General features: G+C 67.9%; 16 protein-coding genes. 3 read left to right on the top strand and 13 right to left on the bottom strand.

Annotated elements, in window-relative coordinates:
• Positions 1–98: 98 nt before the first annotated feature.
• From ACH4TV_RS21630 to ACH4TV_RS21595, 8 genes are all read right to left on the bottom strand, one after another.
• The gene (locus tag ACH4TV_RS21630) at positions 99–1,601 is read right to left on the bottom strand and encodes an aldehyde dehydrogenase family protein (RefSeq protein ID WP_398400396.1); all 1,503 of its coding nucleotides are present in this window, start codon (positions 1,599–1,601) and stop codon (positions 99–101) included.
• Positions 1,602–1,678: 77 nt separating this feature from the next.
• Complete coding sequence (gene dapA / locus ACH4TV_RS21625; protein ID WP_398400394.1) at positions 1,679–2,593, bottom strand: 4-hydroxy-tetrahydrodipicolinate synthase; 915 nt, start codon at positions 2,591–2,593, stop codon at positions 1,679–1,681.
• A 95-nt stretch (positions 2,594–2,688) separates the two neighbouring features.
• A complete protein-coding gene (locus ACH4TV_RS21620; RefSeq protein ID WP_398400392.1) occupies positions 2,689–4,071 on the bottom strand; it encodes an FAD-dependent oxidoreductase in 1,383 nt (460 codons plus the stop codon).
• A gap of 86 nt (positions 4,072–4,157) precedes the next feature.
• Positions 4,158–5,372, bottom strand: coding sequence for a formaldehyde dehydrogenase, glutathione-independent (gene fdhA, locus ACH4TV_RS21615; protein ID WP_398400391.1), 1,215 nt, complete (start codon positions 5,370–5,372; stop codon positions 4,158–4,160).
• A 162-nt stretch (positions 5,373–5,534) separates the two neighbouring features.
• Complete coding sequence (locus ACH4TV_RS21610) at positions 5,535–6,416, bottom strand: glycine betaine ABC transporter substrate-binding protein (RefSeq protein WP_398400389.1); 882 nt, start codon at positions 6,414–6,416, stop codon at positions 5,535–5,537.
• A gap of 66 nt (positions 6,417–6,482) precedes the next feature.
• Positions 6,483–7,463 (bottom strand): ABC transporter permease, encoded by a 981-nt coding sequence (locus tag ACH4TV_RS21605; protein ID WP_398400387.1) that lies wholly within the window; start codon positions 7,461–7,463, stop codon positions 6,483–6,485.
• Entirely contained in the window at positions 7,460–8,722 is a 1,263-nt protein-coding gene (locus ACH4TV_RS21600) for a glycine betaine/L-proline ABC transporter ATP-binding protein (RefSeq protein ID WP_398400385.1), read from the bottom strand. Before ACH4TV_RS21600 ends, ACH4TV_RS21605 begins: the two co-directional genes overlap by 4 nt.
• Before the next feature lie 86 nt (positions 8,723–8,808).
• On the bottom strand, positions 8,809–10,119 hold the full coding sequence (locus tag ACH4TV_RS21595; RefSeq protein WP_398400383.1) for an aromatic ring-hydroxylating dioxygenase subunit alpha: 1,311 nt from the start codon (positions 10,117–10,119) through the stop codon (positions 8,809–8,811).
• A 463-nt stretch (positions 10,120–10,582) separates the two neighbouring features.
• Between ACH4TV_RS21595 and ACH4TV_RS21590 the strand changes: the two genes are divergently transcribed.
• The 3 genes from ACH4TV_RS21590 to ACH4TV_RS21580 are packed head-to-tail and all read left to right on the top strand — an operon-like array spanning position 10,583 to position 14,044.
• On the top strand, positions 10,583–11,791 hold the full coding sequence (locus tag ACH4TV_RS21590; protein WP_398400381.1) for a 2Fe-2S iron-sulfur cluster-binding protein: 1,209 nt from the start codon (positions 10,583–10,585) through the stop codon (positions 11,789–11,791).
• 39 nt (positions 11,792–11,830) lie between these two features.
• Entirely contained in the window at positions 11,831–12,922 is a 1,092-nt protein-coding gene (locus tag ACH4TV_RS21585) for an alcohol dehydrogenase family protein (protein ID WP_398400379.1), read from the top strand.
• A gap of 18 nt (positions 12,923–12,940) precedes the next feature.
• The gene (locus ACH4TV_RS21580) at positions 12,941–14,044 is read left to right on the top strand and encodes a mandelate racemase/muconate lactonizing enzyme family protein (RefSeq protein WP_398400377.1); all 1,104 of its coding nucleotides are present in this window, start codon (positions 12,941–12,943) and stop codon (positions 14,042–14,044) included.
• 49 nt (positions 14,045–14,093) lie between these two features.
• Here ACH4TV_RS21580 and ACH4TV_RS21575 read toward each other — a convergent pair whose 3' ends face one another.
• The 5 genes from ACH4TV_RS21575 to ACH4TV_RS21555 form a co-directional block, all read right to left on the bottom strand.
• Entirely contained in the window at positions 14,094–15,146 is a 1,053-nt protein-coding gene (locus ACH4TV_RS21575; RefSeq protein WP_398400375.1) for a proline racemase family protein, read from the bottom strand.
• A gap of 178 nt (positions 15,147–15,324) precedes the next feature.
• Complete coding sequence (gene purU, locus ACH4TV_RS21570) at positions 15,325–16,236, bottom strand: formyltetrahydrofolate deformylase (RefSeq protein ID WP_398400739.1); 912 nt, start codon at positions 16,234–16,236, stop codon at positions 15,325–15,327.
• Between the two features lie 77 nt (positions 16,237–16,313).
• Positions 16,314–16,922, bottom strand: coding sequence for a sarcosine oxidase subunit gamma (locus tag ACH4TV_RS21565; RefSeq protein WP_398400373.1), 609 nt, complete (start codon positions 16,920–16,922; stop codon positions 16,314–16,316).
• Positions 16,915–19,806, bottom strand: a complete 2,892-nt coding sequence (locus ACH4TV_RS21560; RefSeq protein ID WP_398400371.1) for a sarcosine oxidase subunit alpha family protein — start codon at positions 19,804–19,806, stop codon at positions 16,915–16,917. The genes ACH4TV_RS21565 and ACH4TV_RS21560 overlap by 8 nt, the downstream gene beginning before the upstream one ends.
• The gene (locus ACH4TV_RS21555; protein WP_328842721.1) at positions 19,803–20,099 is read right to left on the bottom strand and encodes a sarcosine oxidase subunit delta; all 297 of its coding nucleotides are present in this window, start codon (positions 20,097–20,099) and stop codon (positions 19,803–19,805) included. Before ACH4TV_RS21555 ends, ACH4TV_RS21560 begins: the two co-directional genes overlap by 4 nt.
• Positions 20,100–20,104 lie beyond the last annotated feature (5 nt).

The following is a 20,104-nucleotide window of genomic DNA, read 5'->3' as shown; positions in this document are numbered from 1 at the left end:
CCGTAGCGGTGAACCCAGAGGCGCCCGGCGGATTACTGCCGGGCGCCTCTGCGTTCAGGTAGGCCTGTGGTCACCCTGGCACTGGTGACGACGGAAGATCAGCGGCCGTGATAGTGCATGACGTGCTTCGTACGCGAGTAGTCGTCGAGCGCGTAGATCGACAGGTCGCGCCCGTACCCGGAGCCCTTGAAGCCTCCCCAGGGCACCTCGTTGGCAAGTACGAGGTGGGAGTTGACCCAGACCGTGCCGGAGTCGAGCCGGGCGGCCACGTCGTGGCTGCGACGGGCGTCGCCCGTCCAGACCGACGCGGACAGGCCGAGCGGCACGTTGTTGGCGCGCAGGACGGCCTCGTCCTCCGTGGAGAACGTCTCGACCGTCACCACCGGCCCGAAGATCTCCTCCCGGGTGCACGCGGCGTCGGCGGGGACGTCGACGAGCACGGTCGGCTGGACGAAGTAGCCCGTACCGTCGAAGGCGCCTCCACCGACGGCGGCGCGCGCTCCCTCCGTCAACGCACGGTCGAGGTGGGCGAGCACCCGGTCATAGTGCGCCTTGGACACGAGCGGACCGACCTCGATGTCGTCGCCCGCGCCCGGCTCACCGACCTTCAGTTCGTGTACCTGTGCCACCAGGCGGTCGACGAGTTCGCGAGCGACCGACTCGTGCACCAGTACGCGGCAGGCGGCACCGCATTCCTGGCCCCCGTTGTAGAAACTGGCGGCGCGCAGCGAGGTCGCCACCAGGTCCAGGTCCGCGTCCTCGAAGACCACGACCGGGGCCTTGCCGCCGAGTTCGAGGTGAACCCGCTTGAGAGTCTCCGCGGCGGCGCGTGCGACGGCACGCCCGCTGCCGACCGACCCGGTGAGCGCGATCATGTCGATGTCGGCGTGCGAGGCAAGGGCGGAACCGACGACGGGACCGAGTCCCGTCACGACGTTGAGCACACCCGCGGGGAGCAGGTCGGCGACCAGTTCGGCGAACTTGAGTGTGGTCAGGGGCGTCTGCTCCGAGGGCTTGATCACGAGGGTGTTGCCCGCGGCCAGGATCGGGGCGATCTTCCACGCCGCCATCAGGAGCGGGTAGTTCCACGGAGTGACGACGCCTACGACACCGAGTGGTTCACGCAGGATCACCGAGAGATGGGATTCGGCGTAGTCGCCGGCCGCCATGCTCGTGGTCGCGCGCAGTGCGCCTGCCATGAACCGGAACGTGTCGATGGTTCCGTCGACGTCGTCTCGGGCCACCGAGATCGGCTTGCCCGTGTTGGCGGACTCCAGCCGGACCAGCACGTCGTGGTTGTCCGCGAGGCGGTCGGCGATGGCGTGCAGGATCTCCGAGCGCGCCTTGGGCACGAGACGCGCCCAGGATGCCTTGGCCTTGACCGCTGCGGCGACCGCGAGATCGACGTCCGACCCGGTACCCAGCGCGACCCGGGCGATCACCTCCTCGGAGGCGGGATCGACGATGTCGAGCAGCTCGGCGGTCGGGGCCTCGCGAAAGGCGCCGTCTATGACATGCCCGGCCGGCGGCAGGTCCGCCGGATCGAACTTGGTGGCCTCCGGCGCACGCCGTACGCCGATGGTCGGGTCCTCGGTGGACATGTCCACTCCTTCGGTGGTTGTGGGGCTGTGCACGCGGGCGGCCATGACAGTCGCGCGGGTGAGCACGGGCGAACAGGTCAGACGGCTGCGGCGGCCAGGCTCACCGTCGACGGCGAAAGGGGCGCCGCCAGCTTGGAGATGGCCGCGGCCACCTCGGGATCGAGGGGAGCCACGGGCAGCCGTGAGCCACCGATCGCGAAGCCCGTCGCGGCGAGTGCCGTCTTGACCGCGGGGGCGAAGGGCGCCGCCATGATCGCGTCGACCAGCGGGTAGACCTGCTCCCACTCGGCACGCGCCCGGTGCAGATCGCCGTCGCTCATGGCGGCGTGGATCGAGACCAGTTGGGCCGCTATGACATTGGCGGTTCCGGCCATCACTCCGGCGGCGCCCTCGGAGAGCGCGGCGAGCAGCAGAGAGTCCCAGCCGACGAAGGTCGAGACGACGTCCCGGTGGTGGTGAATCAGCTGCCCAGCCTGGGCGACGTCGGCGGAGGTGTCCTTGATGTACTGGATGTTCTCGACCTCGCGGGCGAGTTCAGCGACCAGGTCGGGCGTCATGTTGACGCCGGTGGCGACCGGGAGGTTGTAGAGCATGACCGGAATGCTCACCGACTCGGCCACGGTCGTGAGGTAGCGCTTGGTCTCCTCGATCGTGAGCGGCTCGTAGTACGGCGCCACCACCATCAGTACGGACGCCCCCGCCTGTTCCGCGTGGCGCGAGAGCTCGATGGCCTCCCTGGTCGACTGGGCGCCTGTCTGCGCCACCACGGGCACCCGGCCCGCTGTCTGATCGATCACGGTCTCCACGACGAGGCGGCGCTCGGCGTTGCTGAGCGTGGTGAACTCCCCGGTCGAGCCGCAGGCCACGACGCCGTGGACGCCGCCGTCGATGTTGCGGTCGACGACCCGTCGCAGAGTCGCCTCGTCGACCGAGTCGTTGTCGTCGAAGGGGGTGAGGAGGGCGGACAGGACTCCGCGCAGGGGTGAGGACATGGTGGAAGCACCTTCGGTGAGTGAAGTCGGAGATGTGGGAGGAAGGGGAAGGGGAGGAAAGCGGAGACCTACGTCAGCGTCGGGTCCGGCGGCTTCTACGCGGCTCGGCGCCGGGGCTGGTCGGCGGCGTCCAGGAGGTTCTCCGCGGCCTGGGCGGCCGCGAAGGCGGTGTGCACCGAGGTCTCCGTGTACTGGGTGCCGAGGTAGTCCCCCGCCAGCATCACTCGGCCGTTGGGCCTGGTGAGCGTCGACTGGAGCCGGCCGCGGCCGGGGAAGCAGTAGGGCGAGGCCTCGGGCCACCGTGCCACCTCCGCCTCGGCGACGTGTGAGGCGAAGCCGGGCAGCACCTGGTCGAGATCGTCGATGTAGGTCCGGAGGATGGTCTCGTCGTCCTGCTCCAGCAGGTGGCGGGCGAGACCGGCCGGAGAGAAGGTCATGAAGCTGCTGCCCGGCTGTCGTTCCCGCGTGTGGCCGTGCACGTTGTTGGACATGTTGAGCACCACGTTGAACGACCGCTTGGGGGTGGCTATCGCATAGGTGCCGTCCCACTTCTGGCGTTCGGTCTCGTCGGTGAGGAAGGCCGCGCTCACGAACGGGCCGTACTTGACCTGGGAGAGTGCCTCGCGGAGGTCTTCGTCGAGGTCGACACCGATGCGGTGGCTCACGCTCGCGGTCGTGGCGAGGATGACGCTGTGGGCCTCGACCTCGTGTTCGACGCCATCCTGGCGGTATCGCACCACGACGGAGTTGCCCTTGTTCACGACTTCCTCGGCGGCGGCGCCGAGTTGCACCCGGTCGCCCAGCGCGTCGGCGATGCCCTCCAGCAGGGTCGAGGGTCCCCCGTCGATGCTGTGCGACAGTCCGGCGCCGATGTTCCAGACCAGGTTGAAGTACCCGATGCCGGCGCCGGCGGAGATCTGGTGCATCTCCGCGGAGGATCTGGTCACCGTGGGCTTGAAGAGCGCTTCGGCGTCCTCGGGGAGCGTGCCGATGAAGTCGGCGAAGGAACGGTCGTTCATGAAGTCGTAGACCCGCTGTTGGCGGGTGGCCTCGTCCTCGCCCGGGCGGCGCTTGACGAGCCGGGCGTAGCGCGCCACGGCCAGCCGGACCTTCGCTCCCACCCGGATCAGACTCGCCCGGTCGCCCCACGACATGGGGACCCGGAAGGGGAAGGTCTCCACGCGACCGCTGAGCAGCAGTCGGCCGTTCATGCTGAGGCCTGTCAGGTTCCCCGGCACCGGCCTTGACGTGAACCCCGTGTCCTTCAGCAGCCGTTGGGTGGCCGACACGGGACCGCCGTCGTAGACGTGGCCACCCCAGTTCAGCCAGTAGGGGCCGCGGGCCTCGGAGCGGATCCTGCCGCCGACCCGGTCGTCGGCCTCGATCAGCAGGATGTCGCGGTGGCGCAGTCTCCACGCCGCCGCCAGGCCGGCGAGGCCGCCCCCGACGATCACCACGTCCTTCACTGTGTCCTCCATGTGCCTTTGCGTAGGTGTTGCTCGGTGGTGCGTGCAGGGGGACGGCCTTCCCTACGACGGCTGTACGGCCGCCGGACGAACGGGAGTCAGGCGGCCACCATCCCGTGCGGATCGATGACGTACTTCTTCGCCGCGCCCTGGTCGAACTCCTGGTAGCCCTGCGGCGCCTCGCCGAGTCCGATCGTGACGGCGTTGACCGCCCTGGCGATGTGCGCCTTGTCGGCGAGGATGAGGTTCATCAGCTGCCGGTTGTAGCGTTTGACCGGGCACTGGCCGGTGGTGAGCACATGCGACTTGGCCCAGCCGAGGCCCAGGCGTACGCCGATCTGCCCCACCTTGGCCGCGTCGTCGACCGCGCCGGGGTCGCCCGTGACGTAGAGCCCCGGGATGCCGAGCGACGCGCCGGCGCGAGCGACGGTCATCATGTCGTTGAGCACCGTCGCCGGAGCCTCGCCGGCGCCCGCCCCGTGCCCGCGGGCTTCGAAGCCGACCGCGTCGACGGCGGCGTCGACCTCCGGCTCACCCAGGATCTCCGCGATCATGTCGGCCAGGTTGTTGCCGCTGCTGAGGTCGACGGTCTCGCAGCCGAAGCTCCGGGCCTGCGTGAGCCGTTCGGCGTTCATGTCACCGACGATGACGACCGAGGCACCCAGCAGCTGCGCGGAGTACGCCGCGGCGAGACCGACGGGTCCGGCCCCCGCGACGTACACGGTGGAGCCGGTGGTGACGCCGGCGGTGTGGGCTCCGTGGTAGCCGGTCGGGAAGATGTCGGAGAGCATCGTCAGGTCGAGGATCTTGGCCAACGCGGCGTCGCGGTCGGGGAACTTCAGCAGGTTGAAGTCGGCGAACGGCACCATGACGTACTCCGCCTGGCCGCCCAGCCAGCCGCCCATGTCGACGTATCCGTACGCCGCGCCGGCGCGGGCCGGGTTGACGTTCAGGCAGATGCCGGTCTTGCCCTCGTCGCACATCCGACAGCGTCCGCAGGCGATGTTGAACGGCACCGAACAGATGTCGCCCTCCTTGACGAAGAGGACGTCGTCACCCACCTCGACCACTTCGCCGGTGATCTCGTGGCCCAGCGTCTGGCCTATGGGAGCCGTAGTACGACCACGGACCATGTGCTGGTCGCTGCCGCAGATGTTGGTGGTGACGAGTTTCAGTACGACGGCATGCGGCGCGGCCTTCTTGATGCCCAGACCGTTCACCACGTCGTTGGGAAGTTCGAGCTTGGGATAGTCGATCTCCTCGACCCCGACCTTGCCGGGCCCCTGGTAGACGACGACCTTGTTGCCTGCCATGTGAGGTGACTCCGTCCTGCTCCTGGATGGGGAGCGCGATTCACGGGTGCGTGGCGGGGCTTCGTCAGGTGGCTCCCGCCCGTCGGTGGAACCGGCGGGCCTCGGTACGGCGCTCTGCCTCATGGTTCTCAGGTGAGGAAGTGCCGTACCGGGGCAGCCGCGTCACTTCTTCAGGTACTTCTCCAGGGACGGCGCGTAGTCGGGGTTCTCCTTGAGCCATGCCTGAACGGCCTGCGGCTCCTTGCCCTGACCGAACTTGTTGACCACGGAGTCCTCCAAGCTGCCGTACTGCGCGTCGGACAGCTTGAAGTTCTTGATCATTTCGGCGACGTCCGGGAAGTCCTTGGCGAATCCGTCGCGGGCGAGGCTGTGCAGGCCCTCCGGCTTGCCGAACGCTCCCTTCGGGTCCTCAAGGGGCCGGACGGGGAAGCCCTGGTTGGCCCAGAACGGCTTCCACAGCGTCACCACGATGGGTTCCTTCGCCGCCGTGGCCTTCTTCAGTTCGGTGAGCATCGCGGTCGTCGAGGAGGTCACCAGCTTGAATTCGCTGTCGAGTCCGTAGGCGGGGAAGACATCGTCCTGCGTCGCCTTCGTCAGACCGGCGCCCGGCTCGATTCCGGTGACCTTGCCGTCGAACTCCTTGGCGTGGCTGGGCAGATCGGCAATGGACTTGATGTCCGAGTACGTGGGCACCGCGAGAAAGAGCCCCGCGCTGTCGTAATAGGTGCCGATGTCCTCGATCTTGTCGCCGTACTTGTCCATGTAGGACTTGTGCGTACGCTCCGGCCAGGCGGAGGACAGCAGGTCGATGTCCCCGTTCGCGAGCGCGGTGTACATCGGGGCGTTGTCACTGAGACTCGTGATCTTTACGGTGTAGCCGTTCTTTTCCAGAACGTTCTTGAGCACGTACGCCGTGCTCGTTTCGTCCGTCCATCCCGGGATCACGCCCATCGTGATGGTCTTGTCGTCGCCACCGGCGCCGCCGCTTTCCGCACAGCCGGCCGCCGCCAGGGCGAGTACGGACACGGCAATACCGAGCCGCATCGAAACCGCTCTACATCGCTTCGCCATCGTTCTTGTTCCTCTCACGTGCCGGACGGCCGCAGTGGCCTATCCGCCGATCTTTACTGGCCCGATTTCCGCCACCGCGGGTGATTCCTTCTCACCTCCGTCGAGAGGGGAGTCCTCTTCTTCGGGAGCGGACGGCCGTGGCCTGCGAAGCCAGAAACCGCGCCTCCCGCCACCGCCCATCCCCTGTCCGACGGAGGCCGTGACCCGGTCCAGATAGATGGCCAGGATCACCACCGAGAGCCCTGCCTCGAAGCCGAGACCGAGGTCCAGTGTCGAAATGGCGGTGGTCACCTGCCCGCCCAGCCCTTCGGCTCCGACGAGACCGGAGATGACCGCCATCGAGAGGGACAGCATGATGACCTGGTTGACGCCCGCCATGATCGTCGGGAGTGCCAGCGGCAGTTGTACGCCGAACAGGGTCTGGCGGGGCGTGGAGCCGAAGGCGTTGGCCGCCTCGACGACCTCCGGGTCCACGTTCCGGATCCCCAGCTCCGTGAGTCGGACGCCCGGCGGCAGGGCGAAGATGATCGTCGCGACGACACCCGGGACGACGCCGATGCTGAACAGCGTGACGACCGGCACCAGCCATACGAAGGCGGGCATCGTCTGCATCAGGTCCATGACCGGCCTGAGCGCCGCACTCGCCCACCGCCTGCGCGCCGCGAGCACCCCGGTGGGGATCGCGATCAGCACCGCGACCAACGTGGAGACCAGAACGAGCGCCAGCGTCTGCATCGCGGCGGCCCACTGCTCCATGCTGATGATGAGCACCAACCCGAGCAGGGACGCGACGGCGAACTTCCACCCCTTCGTCAGCAACCCGACGAAGGCGAAGACCAGCGCCAGGATCACGGGGTCCGGAGCTTCGAGCACACTGATGAGCCCGTCGACAGCGGAGCCGATGACATTGCTCACCGCGTCGAAGAACCCACTGAAATTCTTGGTGAGCCAGTCGAAGAAGTCCTGGAGCGAGTCCCCTACGGGGATCTTGGGAACGTCGATCAGCGACAGCACAGTCATCGCGCGCTCACCTCTGTTCGGACGTGGTCGGAGTGAAGTTCCTGCGGTGCGGAGGCCTGGCCGTTACTGGCCTGTTGTACGGCGCCGCGCTGCCCCAGAGCGTGGAGCAGCGTGACTCTGGCGAGCACCCCCTCCACTCGGCCGTCGTCGTCGACGACAGCCAGCGCCCTGGGGGTGTCGGCACTCACCGCCAGCAGTTCGGAGAGGTGGGCATGCACGGACACACTCACCACCTGGTCGTCGAGAACGCCGTCGAGGGTCTTTGCCCCGGCCTGTACGGCTTTGACGATCGCCTCTTCGTCGACGGCACCGCACAGCTTCTTGTTCCGGTCGACCACGAAGAGGCGCGCGGCCTGATGGTCACGCATCAGCTTCTGGACGGCTCGGGGGCCGAGCTCGGAGCCGACGAGGGCCACCGGTGGGGTCATGACGGCGCCGGCGGTCAGTACCCGCGTTCGGTCGACATCCAGCACGAACTGGGCGACGAAGTCATCGGCCGGGTCGTTGAGAATCTGCTCCGCCGTGCCGATCTGAACGATCTTCCCGTCGCGCATCATCGCGATTCGGTCCCCGAGGCGCATGGCCTCGTTCAGATCGTGCGTGATGAAGAGGATGGTCTTGCCCAGCTTGTGCTGGAGCTCGATCAACTGGTCCTGCATCTCGCGTTTGATCAGGGGGTCCAGGGCGCTGAACGCCTCGTCCATCAGCAGGATGTTGGTGCCTGTCGCCAGTGCGCGCGCCAGGCCGACGCGTTGCCGCATACCTCCGGACAGTTGCCCCGGAAGTGATTCTTCCCAGCCTTTCAGTCCCACCAGGCGCAGCGCCTCCTTGGCGCTGCGCTCGCGCTCGTCCCTGCCGATTCCCTGGATCTCCAAGCCGTACGCGGCGTTCTCACCCACGGTGCGATGCGGAAACAGCGCGAAGTGCTGGAAGACCATGCTGACCTTCTCGCGGCGCATGCGTCGCAGCTGCTGGTCGTTCATCGTGACGACGTCTTCGCCGTAGACGAGCAGCTCGCCCGCCGTCGGCTCCAACAGCCCGTTCACCATGCGGATCAGCGTCGACTTGCCCGAGCCGGACAGTCCCATGACGACGAAGATCTCGCCTTCGCGTACCTCGAAGGACGCGTCGATCACCGCTGCGGTGATGCCGTCCTTACGAAGCTCCTCACGCGTCGCCCCTTCGCGTAGACGTGCCACGCCACGGTCTGGGCGTTTACCGAAGACCTTGTATGTCTCACGGGCCACAATCGCGTTCATGCCGGACTCCCGTCACGGTGGTGCGTACTCGGTTCACAGACTCGTGAAGATCACGGGGCTCGAAGCTTCGAGTGCTCGATGGATGATCACTGGTCCGAGACCTCGGCGAGCTGATCCTGGTAAGCATCTTTGATACCGAAATGCTCACGTAGACGCTCTATATACCAATTGTCGAACGCCTCGACGTCACCCTCGACTCCCGCATAGGGGCCGGGCTCGTATCCCGGGTCGCTCGCGCCGCGCTGAACCAGATCGACGAACGCCCGGTCCTGCTCGTTCGTGGCACGCCACACGGCGGTCAACGCGTCGACGTCGTAGTCGACGCCTTCGACGGCGTCGGCGTGCACGAGCCAGGTGGTGCGTACCAGGGTCTTGTCCGGCGCGACAGGCACAGCCCGGAAGACAACGGCGTGGTCGCTGAGCAGGTGGAACCAGGAGTTGGGCTGCATGTGCAGGGACATGTCGCCGAACTCGGGGGCCGGGATCTCACCGATCAGCTTGCGGCTGACCTGCGCCCCCGCCTCGCCGAAGGAGATGCCGTCGCCGTCGAGCGGCAGGTGGGTGATCTGGTACCCGGTGGGCCGGCCGTCGAGCTCGCGATGCGTGCCGATCGGCATGCCGGTCGCCGCGCAGGCGGAGTGCAGACGAGCCTCGGCAGCCTGGTAACGCTCGAGCACGGCACGCATCCGCGGGGGGTAGTCGCCCCCGGCGTAGAGGCCGACGGGGAAGTAGGCGGTGAGCAACTCGGGATGACCGGCGTCGCAGTGCTGGCACTCGCGGTTGTTCTCCACGACCAGCTTCCAGTTGCCCTCTTCGATCAGGTCGATCTGGTGCGCGACCTTCGCGTCCTGGAGCCGATAGGGCGCCAGGTAGGGCTCGATGACCGCGGCCACCTCGTCGATGTCGGTGGGAGGCTCATCGGAGAGGCACACCATGACCAGGCCGGCCACGGTGCGCACACTGACGGGCTTGAGGCCGAACTGCTTACGGTCGAGCGCGGGGTCCTGACCCTCGGCATGGATCAGGCTGCCGTCGGTGCGGTAGGTCCACTGGTGGTACGGGCAGACCAGGTTGCCCACAGAACCACACGCGTCCTGCAGGATCCGGGAGCCGCGGTGCCGGCAGACGTTGCGCAGGGCTCGGATGCTCTCGTCGTCATCCCGCACGATGATGATCGACTGCCGCCCGATATCAAGGGTGACGTAATCGCCCGGCTCGGCGAGCTCCGCCTCCGTGCAGGCAAACAGCCAGTGCCTGCCGAATATGGCGTCCAGGTCGAGGTCGTACACCTCGCGGCTGGTGTAGAAGGGCGCCTCAAGGCTGTAGCCGACCGCTCGGCGCGCGACCATCTCGGCGATGTCAGGGCCCGATGCCGGCTTGCCGGACGAGAAGTTCACAGGACATCTCCCACTCATGATCAAGAGCTCGCGACCCATCTCTGTTTCGCAGAGTGGGACAATCGCACTGTGCGAACCGAGGCTAAGAGTGACCCCATGACCTGTCAAGGGCTCCGTCACGGCTGTTTCGATGCTTTGCCGCCCGCCCCGTAAAGGCTTGATTACCTGGCGGTTTCGCCCGACAACCCGGCTCGCCGGACACCGGCACATCGGTGAACCGGTCGCACGCGTGGGCCCCCTCGGCGGCCTGACGAGGCCTGTTGACAACCGAGGATCGGCGGACCCACTCTTGTCTCGCATAACACGAACGTTGCGTCATGCGGTACAACGGGCCGGTGCCGGCATCTGAGTCCGGCCGCGCAGAACTGAACGCTTTACCCGACCGAGTCGCTGCTCATCTGACGCAGCGGGTTCGGCTTCGAGTCATCAATCGGTGCCCACCGTGCTACTGGAGGTTCAAGTGGTGGTCGCAGCAACTGGCCCGGACACCGTCGTCACCGCAGGTGATCTGTTCGGGACCCAGGCTGATTTCGGTCTGATGCCCCCGCCCTGGGCTGCGGACTGCTGGGGCGAGGAGGAGCAGGCGGTCCTGGTGTGCCGCAAGGTTCTTGAGATCACCCATGACGTCAAGAGCTTCCACTTCGAGGCAGACGGCCATCGCACGTTCAGCTTCGACCCGGGTCAGTTCGTCACGCTCCAACTCGAGATCGACGGGGCGGCATTCGCCCGCTGCTACACCATCTCGTCACCGCCGACACGCCCGCATCTGATCTCGATCACGGTCAAGCGCGTCCCCGGTGGCCCGGTCTCGAACTGGCTGCACGACCACGTGGTCCCCGGCACTCGCATCACCGCCCAGGCACCGCTGGGCGGCTTCACGCTGGCGAACCCGCCGGCACCGAAGTACCTGTTCCTGTCCGCCGGCAGCGGCATCACTCCGCTCATGTCAATGACGCGGACCATGTACGACCTCGGCTCCGATGCGGATGTCCTCTTCGTACACAGCGCCCGGACGCCGGCGGACATCATCTTCCGCCGCGAGCTGGACGCCATGGCCGCTGTCATGCCGAACATCCGGGTCGTCCATGTGTGTGAGGACGACTACCCCTCGGAACGGTGGGTGGGGCTGCGCGGCCGCCTGACGGCGCCCATACTCCAGGCACTCGCACCCGACCTCGACGAACGCGAGACCTACACCTGCGGGCCCGCCGGCTATATGGCGTCGATCCGGGGCATCCTCGGGGAAGTCGGCTACGACATGCGCGGGTATCACGAGGAGAGCTTCTCCTTCGAAAGCCTCCCCGCTTCCGGTGCTCCCGCTCCTGCCGACGGCGACGGAGCCGCGACGCTGCCCGTCGGCCCCGTGGGTGACGACGCCCCTGCATCGGACGAGGAAACCGGCGCGCGTACCACCTACAGCGTCGAGTTCGTCCGCAGCGGCCGCACCATCACCTGCGCCGCTGACGGAACCCTCCTCGACGCCGCCTACGCGGCCGGCCTCGCGCCTCCGGCCTCGTGCGCCCAGGGGATGTGCGGGACCTGCAAGACGACCATGTTGTCCGGAGAGGTCGACATGCAGCACAACGGGGGGATCCGTCCCCGCGAGGTCGCCCAGAACAAGATCCTCATCTGCTGCTCCAAGCCCTTGAGCGACGTCCGTATCGACGCGTGACAAGGGGCTGTGAGGCCAAGTTGAAAGGTTGCGAACTTGTTGCCGAAGACGATGGCAGCCGTCCTCCTCACCGGGCACGGCGGGCTGGAGAAACTCGAGTACCGGACGGACGTACCCGTCCCCCGCCCCAAGAAGGGCGAGGTGCTCATCCAGGTCGCCGCAGCCGGGATCAACAACACGGACGTGAACACCCGTATCGGCTGGTACTCGAAAGTGATCACCTCTGGGACGGGCGAAGGAGGATCAGCGGGTTTCGACGCCGTCGACGACGCGGACGCGACGTGGACGGGCAGAGCCCTTGAATTCCCCCGCATCCAGGGTGCGGACGTCTGCGGTCGCATCGCCGACGTGGGTGAGGGAGTGTCACGCGATCGGATCGGCGAACGAGTCCTCGTACGGAACATGCTGCGCACACCCGTCGACTACCAGCCTTACGCGTGCTGGACCCTCGGCAGCGAATGCGACGGCGGATTCGCACAGTTCACGGTTGCTCCCGCCACGGAGACGTACGTCGTTCACAGCGACTGGAGCGACGAGGAACTCGCGGCCGTGCCGTGTGCCTACTCCACCGCGGAGAACATGCTGCACCGGGCCGCGGTCGGGGCGGAGCGCGTGCTCGTGACCGGCGCCTCGGGCGGAGTGGGGCTCGCCGCCGTACAACTCGCCAAACGCCGGGGCGCGACCGTCATCGCGGTGTGCTCGGCCACGAAGGCCGCCGATGTCATGGCGCAGGGCGCCGACCGGACCGTTGACCGGGGCGCCGATCTGATCAACGCCCTTGGCGGCGGCTCCGTCGACGTGGTGATCGATCTCGTCGGCGGCCCTCAGGTTCCGAGCCTGCTGGACCTGCTGCGCCCCGGCGGCCGCTATGCCATCGCGGGCGCCATCGGAGGGCCGCTCGCGGAGATCGATCTGCGCACGCTGTACCTCAAGGACCTTTCGGTGTTCGGCTGCACGTTCCAAGAGGACGACGTGTTCGAGAACGTGATCAAGTACGTCGAAAGTGAGGAAGTTCGACCGGTTGTCTCCCGCACTTACCCCCTGGAAGCCATCGCTCAAGCGCAGGAAGACTTCCTCACGAAACGCCACCTCGGAAAGCTGGTGCTCATCCCGCCGGCCTCGACGGTGTGAAAACGAAAGAAGGTAAGAATGCGCATCGCCGAGATTCACGTGTACCAAATGGACCTGCCGTTGAGCGGCAAGGTATATCGGATGTCCGAAGGCGCCTATACGACCTTGGACTCGACGATTGTTGAAGTTGTGTCCGACACGGGAATATCCGGCTGGGGGGAAGTATGCCCGGTCGGCCCGACCTATGCGCAGGAGCATGCCCTGGGTGCCCGGGCCGCACTCAATCAGATGGCGCCGGGCCTGATCGGCAGAACGGTGACAGGTCCGCTGGAAATACGCCGTGCGATGGCAGCGCTCCTCTACGGGCACGACTACGCGAAAGCCGCGATCGACATCGCGATGCACGACCTGATCGGCAAGGCCCACGGCATACGCGTGTGCGACATGCTGGGCGGCGCGGCGAGCGAGCGCGTGAACTCCTATTACGCGCTGCCCGTCGGCGAGCCGGATGAAGTTGCCCGAACCGCCGTGGAGCGAATCACCGAGGGCTATCCGCGGCTGCAGATCAAGGTGGGCGGGCGACCGGTCGAACTCGATATCGAGACGATTCGCAAGGTATGGGAAGCGACGGGGTGCACCCGCCTTTCCGTCGACGCCAACCGGGCGCTGAACACACGCGACGTGCTTCGCATCGGCCGGGAATGCGCCGACATCCCCTTCATCTTCGAGCAGCCCTGCAACACGATGGAGGAGATCGCCGCGATTCGCGGGCAACTGCACCACGGGATCTACCTCGACGAGAACACCGAGAGTCTCAATGACGTGCTCCGGGCGATCTCGCTCGGAGTGTGCGACGGATTCGGACTCAAGGTCACACGTCTCGGCGGTCTGGGAGGTATCGCGACTGTCAGAGACCTCTGCGAATCACGTTCCATGCCTCATACATCTGATGACTCGTGGGGAGGGGACATCATCGCTGCCGCATGTGTTCACCTCGGCGCGACGGTGAAGCCGCGGCTGCTCGAAGGCGTATGGATCGCCGAACCTTTCATGGACGTCCACTACGACTCGGACAACCCGATCCGGGTCGAAGGGGGCCACATCCAGGTACCGACCGGCCCCGGTCTCGGCGTCGTTCCCGACGAGGGCGTCTTCGGCAAGCCCGTCGCGTCCTTCGCATAGCGAAGGACCCAGTGGTGGGGCCCCGCTCGTCCGGACCAGGGGGCAGGGCTCAGGCCCAGATGTCCCCGACGGTGAAACCGTCGACGAACGGGTCGTCGGGGTCGAGTACGAGGGTGTTGTAACCGGTGATCCACGCCTGGCCGCCGATGGTCGGGACAACCCCGGTGTAGGGCCCCACCTGCGCCTCCCGGATGAGTTCGCCGGTGTAGACGGTGCCGAGGATCCCCTCGTGGCGGAAGGGTTCGTTGAGCTTGAGTGCGCCCTTGGCATGCAGGGTGGCCATCCGCGCGCACGTACCGGTGCCGCACGGGCACCGGTCGATGGCACCGGTCCACGTCGCGGGGTTGGAGAAATCCACGGGGCCGCTCGCCATGGTCACCGCGTTCTTCATGTCGGCAGCCGGATTGTCAGTAGGGCCGGACAGCTGGGAGATCGTGATTCCGATGCCCGGGTAGTCGGGGTGCTCGACCGGCAGCTGATCCTGGGCGGCCCGGAGGATGAGGGAGGAAACGCGGGCGATCTCCCGTCCGTGGGACGGGACCAGCTGCAGTCCGTCGAACTGCCGGACGTCCGCGATCACGTAGAACATGCCTCCCCACCCGACGTCGACGGTCACCTGGCCGAGCTCGGGGACCTCGATCACGGCGTCGAGGTGAGCGGCGAAGGCGGGGACGTTCTCGAAGGTCACTTGCCTGACCTTGCCGTCGCGGCACTCGGCCCTGATGCCGATGAGGCCGGCCGGGGCCTCCAGCGTGAACTCGGTGAAGGGCTCCCGCATGGGGATCATGCCGGTTTCCAGCAGGACGGTCGCGACGGCGATGGTGTTGCCACCACTCATCACGGGGTACTCGACCTGTTCCATGATGATGTAACCGGCCGCGGCCTCCGGGTGCTTGGGTGGAACGATCAGGTTGCAGCACAGGGGCGGGTACCCACGGGGCTCACGCAGCATGAGCGACCGGAGCTGGTCGTCGTTCTGCTCGAGCCACTTCATCTGCTCGTAGACGGACGCACCAGGGATGTGCGGGACGCCTCCGGTGATGACACGCATCGGCTCGCCCGAATGCGTGTCCACCGCGTGGATCATCCGCTTGAAAGACATGGTGACTGCTCTCCTTTGCTGTCTCTCGCCGGGCCTCGGCATCGGGAATCGGCGGCAGCACGCCTGTGGCGTGTCAAAGCCGAACGCAGCACCCGCTACATGGTCAGCCTGCTGCCCCAAGCCCACTTCGACCGCCGGCGGATTCCGGCGTGCCGGACACCACCCTGCGTCCGGGCCGTCAGCGCAGGACCACCGTGCGCCTGCCCTGGACGAACACCCGGCCTTCGCAGTGCCACCGGACCGCTCGGGCCAGGGCCGCCGACTCCGCGTCGCGGCCGATGGCGGCCAGGTCGTCGGGGGTGTGGCTGTGGTCGACGTCGATGACCTCCTGGGTGATGATCGGGCCCTCGTCGAGGTCGGTGGTGACGTAGTGGGCTGTCGCGCCGACGAGCTTGACGCCCCGCTCGTGTGCCTGGTGGTAGGGCTTGGCGCCCTTGAAGCTGGGCAGGAACGAGTGGTGGATGTTGATCATCCGGCCGGCCAGTCGGGTGCACAGGTCGTCGGAGAGCACCTGCATGTAGCGCGCCAGCACGACCAGGTCGGGGTCGCACGAGTCGACGATTTCCAGCAGCCGGGCTTCGGCCTCGGATTTGGTCGCGGCGGTGACCGGCACGTGGAAGAACGGGATGTCGTGCCAGGCGACGAGTGTCTCGTGGTCGCGGTGGTTGGAGACCACCGCGACCACGTCGATGGGCAGGTCGCCGCTGCGCGCGCGGAAGAGCAGGTCGTTGAGGCAGTGGCCGTAGCGGGACGCCATGATCAGCACGCGACGCCGGGTGCTGACCGGTTCGAGGTGCCACCGCATGGCGAAGGAATCGGCCACGGCGGCGAAGTCACGGCGCAGGGTCTGCGGGGTGTTCTCGCTGCCGACGGTGGCGAAGCGCACCCGCATGAAGAAGTGCCCGTCGCGGCGGTCTCCGAACTGCTGGTTGTCGATGATGTCGCTGCCGTGCTCGACGAGGAACCGGGAGACGGCGTGGACGATGCCGGGAGACTCCGGGCAGTCGAGGGTGAGTACGTGCTCGACCGGCACCGTGGCGGGGTCGGTCCGCGAGTCGGAGTGGGCGGATTCCTTGTCCTTGGTCTTCATGTCCCGGCCGGTGTCGCGCATGGGCTTGAAGGCCTTGTCCGGGGTGACCTTGTGCGTACCGTCACTGGTCGACGTCATCAGGGAATCACCGGGCCGTGGTACTCGCTCATCGCGTCGATGAGCCAGCGGGCCAGATAGTCGGCGAACGAGGAGCGCGGAAGGAGCCGGTACGTCGGTGTGTCGTCGACCTGCCAGAGCAGTACGGCGACAGGGCCCACCGTGGTCGACATGGCCTGGCCGGGGCCGAGGGCCCGGGGGTGGAGGTCCAGCGGGCAGCCCTTCTCCAGCACGTGCCGGGCGGCCGGGCCGCTCAGCTCCAGCGTGGTGCGGTTCGCCGAGACGTCCACGACCGAGCCGGGGTCCGCTCCGAGCGCCTCCTTCAACTCGGCGGTCACAGCGGTCGCGTCGGCCTGGGATAGCACGAGCCACTCGTCGGGGCCGAGCCAGAGGACCGTGTGGGGTCCGGAGGTGGAGGTGTGGCCGCACTGCGGCGGGAGGGGTGCCCCCAGGGCCTTCCCGATACGGTCGGCTGCCTCGGACGTGGGGTCGACGCGCACGTTCACCATGGCGATGAACGGCCACTCCGTCAGCGTGACGGCGCGGGCGCCGGTGACGGTGGCGGCGCGCATCCGATCCTCCAGATGCGCCACGGGGCTGGTACGCGATGCGGCGGTCAGCTCAGCCATCTCGCCTGGTCCCTTCAGGGTCGTAGAGAACGAAGTCGGCCACCTCGACGGGCACCAAGTCGTCGCCCACCGGGGCGAGCAGGGTCTCGCCGATCCTTGCCCGCCCGTCGGCGACAAGGGCGAGGGCGAAGGGGCGGCCGAGGGCTGGGCTGTGGTAGCTGGAGGTGACGTGGCCGAGCATCGGCACCGGCCCGGCCTCGGGAGTGATCGGCACGTCCGGCGCGACGAGTTGGGTGCCTTCGGGCAGCCGGGTCGTGCGGTCGGCCGGCAGCAGGCCGACCAGTTGCTTGCGGTCGGTGCGGGAGGTGTCGGCGCGGGAGTAGGACCGCTTCCCGACGAAGTCCTTCTGCTTCGAGACCACCCAGGACATGCCCGCGTCCTGTGGGGTGACGGTGCCGTCGGTGTCCTGGCCGACGATGATGTACCCCTTCTCGGCGCGCAGCACGTGCATGGTCTCGGTGCCGTACGGGGTGATGCCGTACGGCTGCCCGGCCGCGAACACCTGCTCCCAGACGGCCAGGCCGTACCAGGCGGAGACGTTGATCTCGTAGGCGAGTTCGCCGGAGAAGGAGATCCGGCAGATGCGGGCGGGGATGCCGGAGGCCAGGGTGGTCTCGCGGAAGGCCATGAAGGGGAACGCCTCGGCGGACAGGTCGACGTCGGGCGCGAGTTGGGCCACGACCTGGCGCGACTGCGGGCCGACGACCGCGATGGTCGACCACTGTTCGGTCACCGAGGTGCAGTGGACGTCGAGTTCGGGCCACTCGGTCTGCAGCCACTCCTCCAGCCAGTCCAGGACCCCGGCCGCGCCGCCGGTCGTGGTGGTCATGAAGAAGCGGTTGTCGTCGAGGCGGAGCGTCACACCGTCGTCGAAGATCATGCCGTCGGGCTTGCACATCACGCCGTAGCGCGCCATGCCGGGCTTGAGCTTCTTGAAGGCGTTGGTGTAGACGCGGTTGAGGAACTCGCCGGCGTCCGCGCCCCAGATCTCGATCTTGCCGAGGGTGGAGGCGTCCATGATCGCCACCCCCTCACGGGCCGAACGGCACTCGCGAGCCACGGCCTTGTCCATGTCCTCGCCGGGCCGGGGGAAGTACCAGGGGCGCTTCCACTGCCCGACGTCCTCGAACTCGGCGCCGTGTGCCACATGCCAGCTGTGGATGGACGTGGTGCGTTCGGGGTCGAACAGTTCTCCGCGCTCACGACCGGCCAGGGCGGCGAAGCCCACCGGCATGTAGGGGGCCCGGTAGGCCGTGGTGCCGATCTCCCCGGGAGACGCGCCCGCGCCGAGGGCCTCGGCGATCACACCGATCGCGTTGACGCCGGACGTCTTGCCCTGGTCGTTGGCCGTACCGAGCGACGTGTAGCGCTTGACGTGTTCGACGCCGCGCATGCCCGCGCCGGTGGACCGCCAGACGTCGGCGACCGTGACATCGCGCTGCAGGTCGACGAGGTGGGTGTCCCAGCTGCCGGGTTCGCCGTCGGGGGCGGGCACCAGCCAGAGGGCGCGCACCTCAGGACGTACCTCCTTGTACGAAGCCGTGGGCACCGGCACCGCGAACCCTGCGTCCGTCGCCGCCCGCGCACCGGCCCGCGCCCCCTCGGCCAGGCAGCCGTCGAGGCCGTACGTCCCGCGAGCCGCACCGACGACCTGCTGGTCCCGTACGGTGCCGTCGGGAACGAAGGCGACCAGGTCCTCGTCCCAGCGCAGCCGGCCCTGGCGCTGGCTGTGCAGGTGCACCACCGGGCTCCAGCCGCCCGAGACGGCGAGCAGATCACAGTCGAACGACCGTGGTTCACCGGTGAGTTGGCCGCTCTCGTCGAGAGCCTGGACGGTGACGCCAGTGAGCCGGGCGTCCCCCTCGGTGCCGACCACCGCGCTTCCCGTCAGCACCCGCACCCCGGTCGCCACGGCGACCTCGGCGGCCCGGTGGGACAGCTCGGGGCGCGCGTCCACAACGGCGGCGATGCCGATCCCGGCGGCGTAGAGATCGGCGACCGTGTCATAGGCGCTGTCGTTGGTGGTGCTCACCACGGCCCGCGAGCCCGGTGCCACGGCGTACCGGTTGAGGTACGAGCGCACGGACGCGGCGAGCATCACGCCGGGCCGGTCGTTGCCGGCGAAGACCAGCGGACGCTCGTGCGCGCCGGTCGCCAGGACCACCTGCCGGGCCCGTATGTGCCACAGCCGCTGCCGTGAAATGCCTTCGGAGGCTGCGGGTGCGTCGGCGCCGAGGTGGTCGGTACGCCGCTGGAGGGCCAGCAGGTAGTTGTCGTCGTACGAGCCGAAGGCCGTTGTGCGTTGCAGTACGACGACCTCGGGTGCGGCGTCGAGTGCCGCGCGGATCTCAGCGACCCACTCCAGGGCGCTCTGCGCGCCGGCCAGCTCGGTGCGCGCGGACAGCAGCGAACCGCCGGACTCGGGCTGGTCGTCGACGAGGATCACGCGGGCGCCGGAGCCCGCGGCAGCGGCGGCTGCCGCCAGCCCGGCCGGTCCGGCGCCGACGACCAGGACGTCGGTGTGGACGTACTTCTTGTCGTAGACGGCGGGGTCGGTGGACGGGTCGAGCCGGCCCATCCCTGACAGGGTCGTGGCGGACAGGCCGTCGTACAGCTCCGCCGTCGTCGCGGGCAGCATGCCCTCCGAGTGCGGACCGTCGATCTGCAGCAGGGCGTTGGGGTCCTCGACGCCTGCGGCGACGATGCCGCGCGGGCGACCGCGGTAGAGCGACGGGGCGACCTCGACGACGCCGTTGGCCAGCATCGCCGAGGCGACGGTGTCGCCGGGATGCCCGGTCAGCTCCCGTCCGTCGACGGTGAACCGCAGTACGGCGTCGCGGTCGATACGGCCGCCTTGCCTGAGCCGGAAGTGCTGGTCGGTCATCGCTGTCCTCCGGCCTGGGGCAGTTCGGGACGTGGCTCGTCGAGCCGGTAGGAGGTCAGTACCTCGTGGGTGGCGGTGTCGCGCAGGACGTTGAACCAGCGGCGGCAGCCGATGCTGTGCATCCACCGCTCGGCGAAGGGGCCCTTGGGGTTGTCCCGGTAGAAGACGTACTCGGCCCACTGCTCGTCGGTGAGGTCCGCGGGGGTGCCGGGGTAGGGGACGTGGGCCTGTCCCCCGTAGTGGTACTCGGTCTCGTTGCGGGGACCGCACCATGGGCAGCTGATCAGCAGCACGGTGT

Origin of the sequence: Streptomyces sp. NPDC020898 (genome assembly GCF_044333925.1) — a bacterium.
Lineage (GTDB): Bacteria > Actinomycetota > Actinomycetes > Streptomycetales > Streptomycetaceae > Streptomyces.
This window is presented reverse-complemented; position numbering and strand designations above follow the sequence as displayed.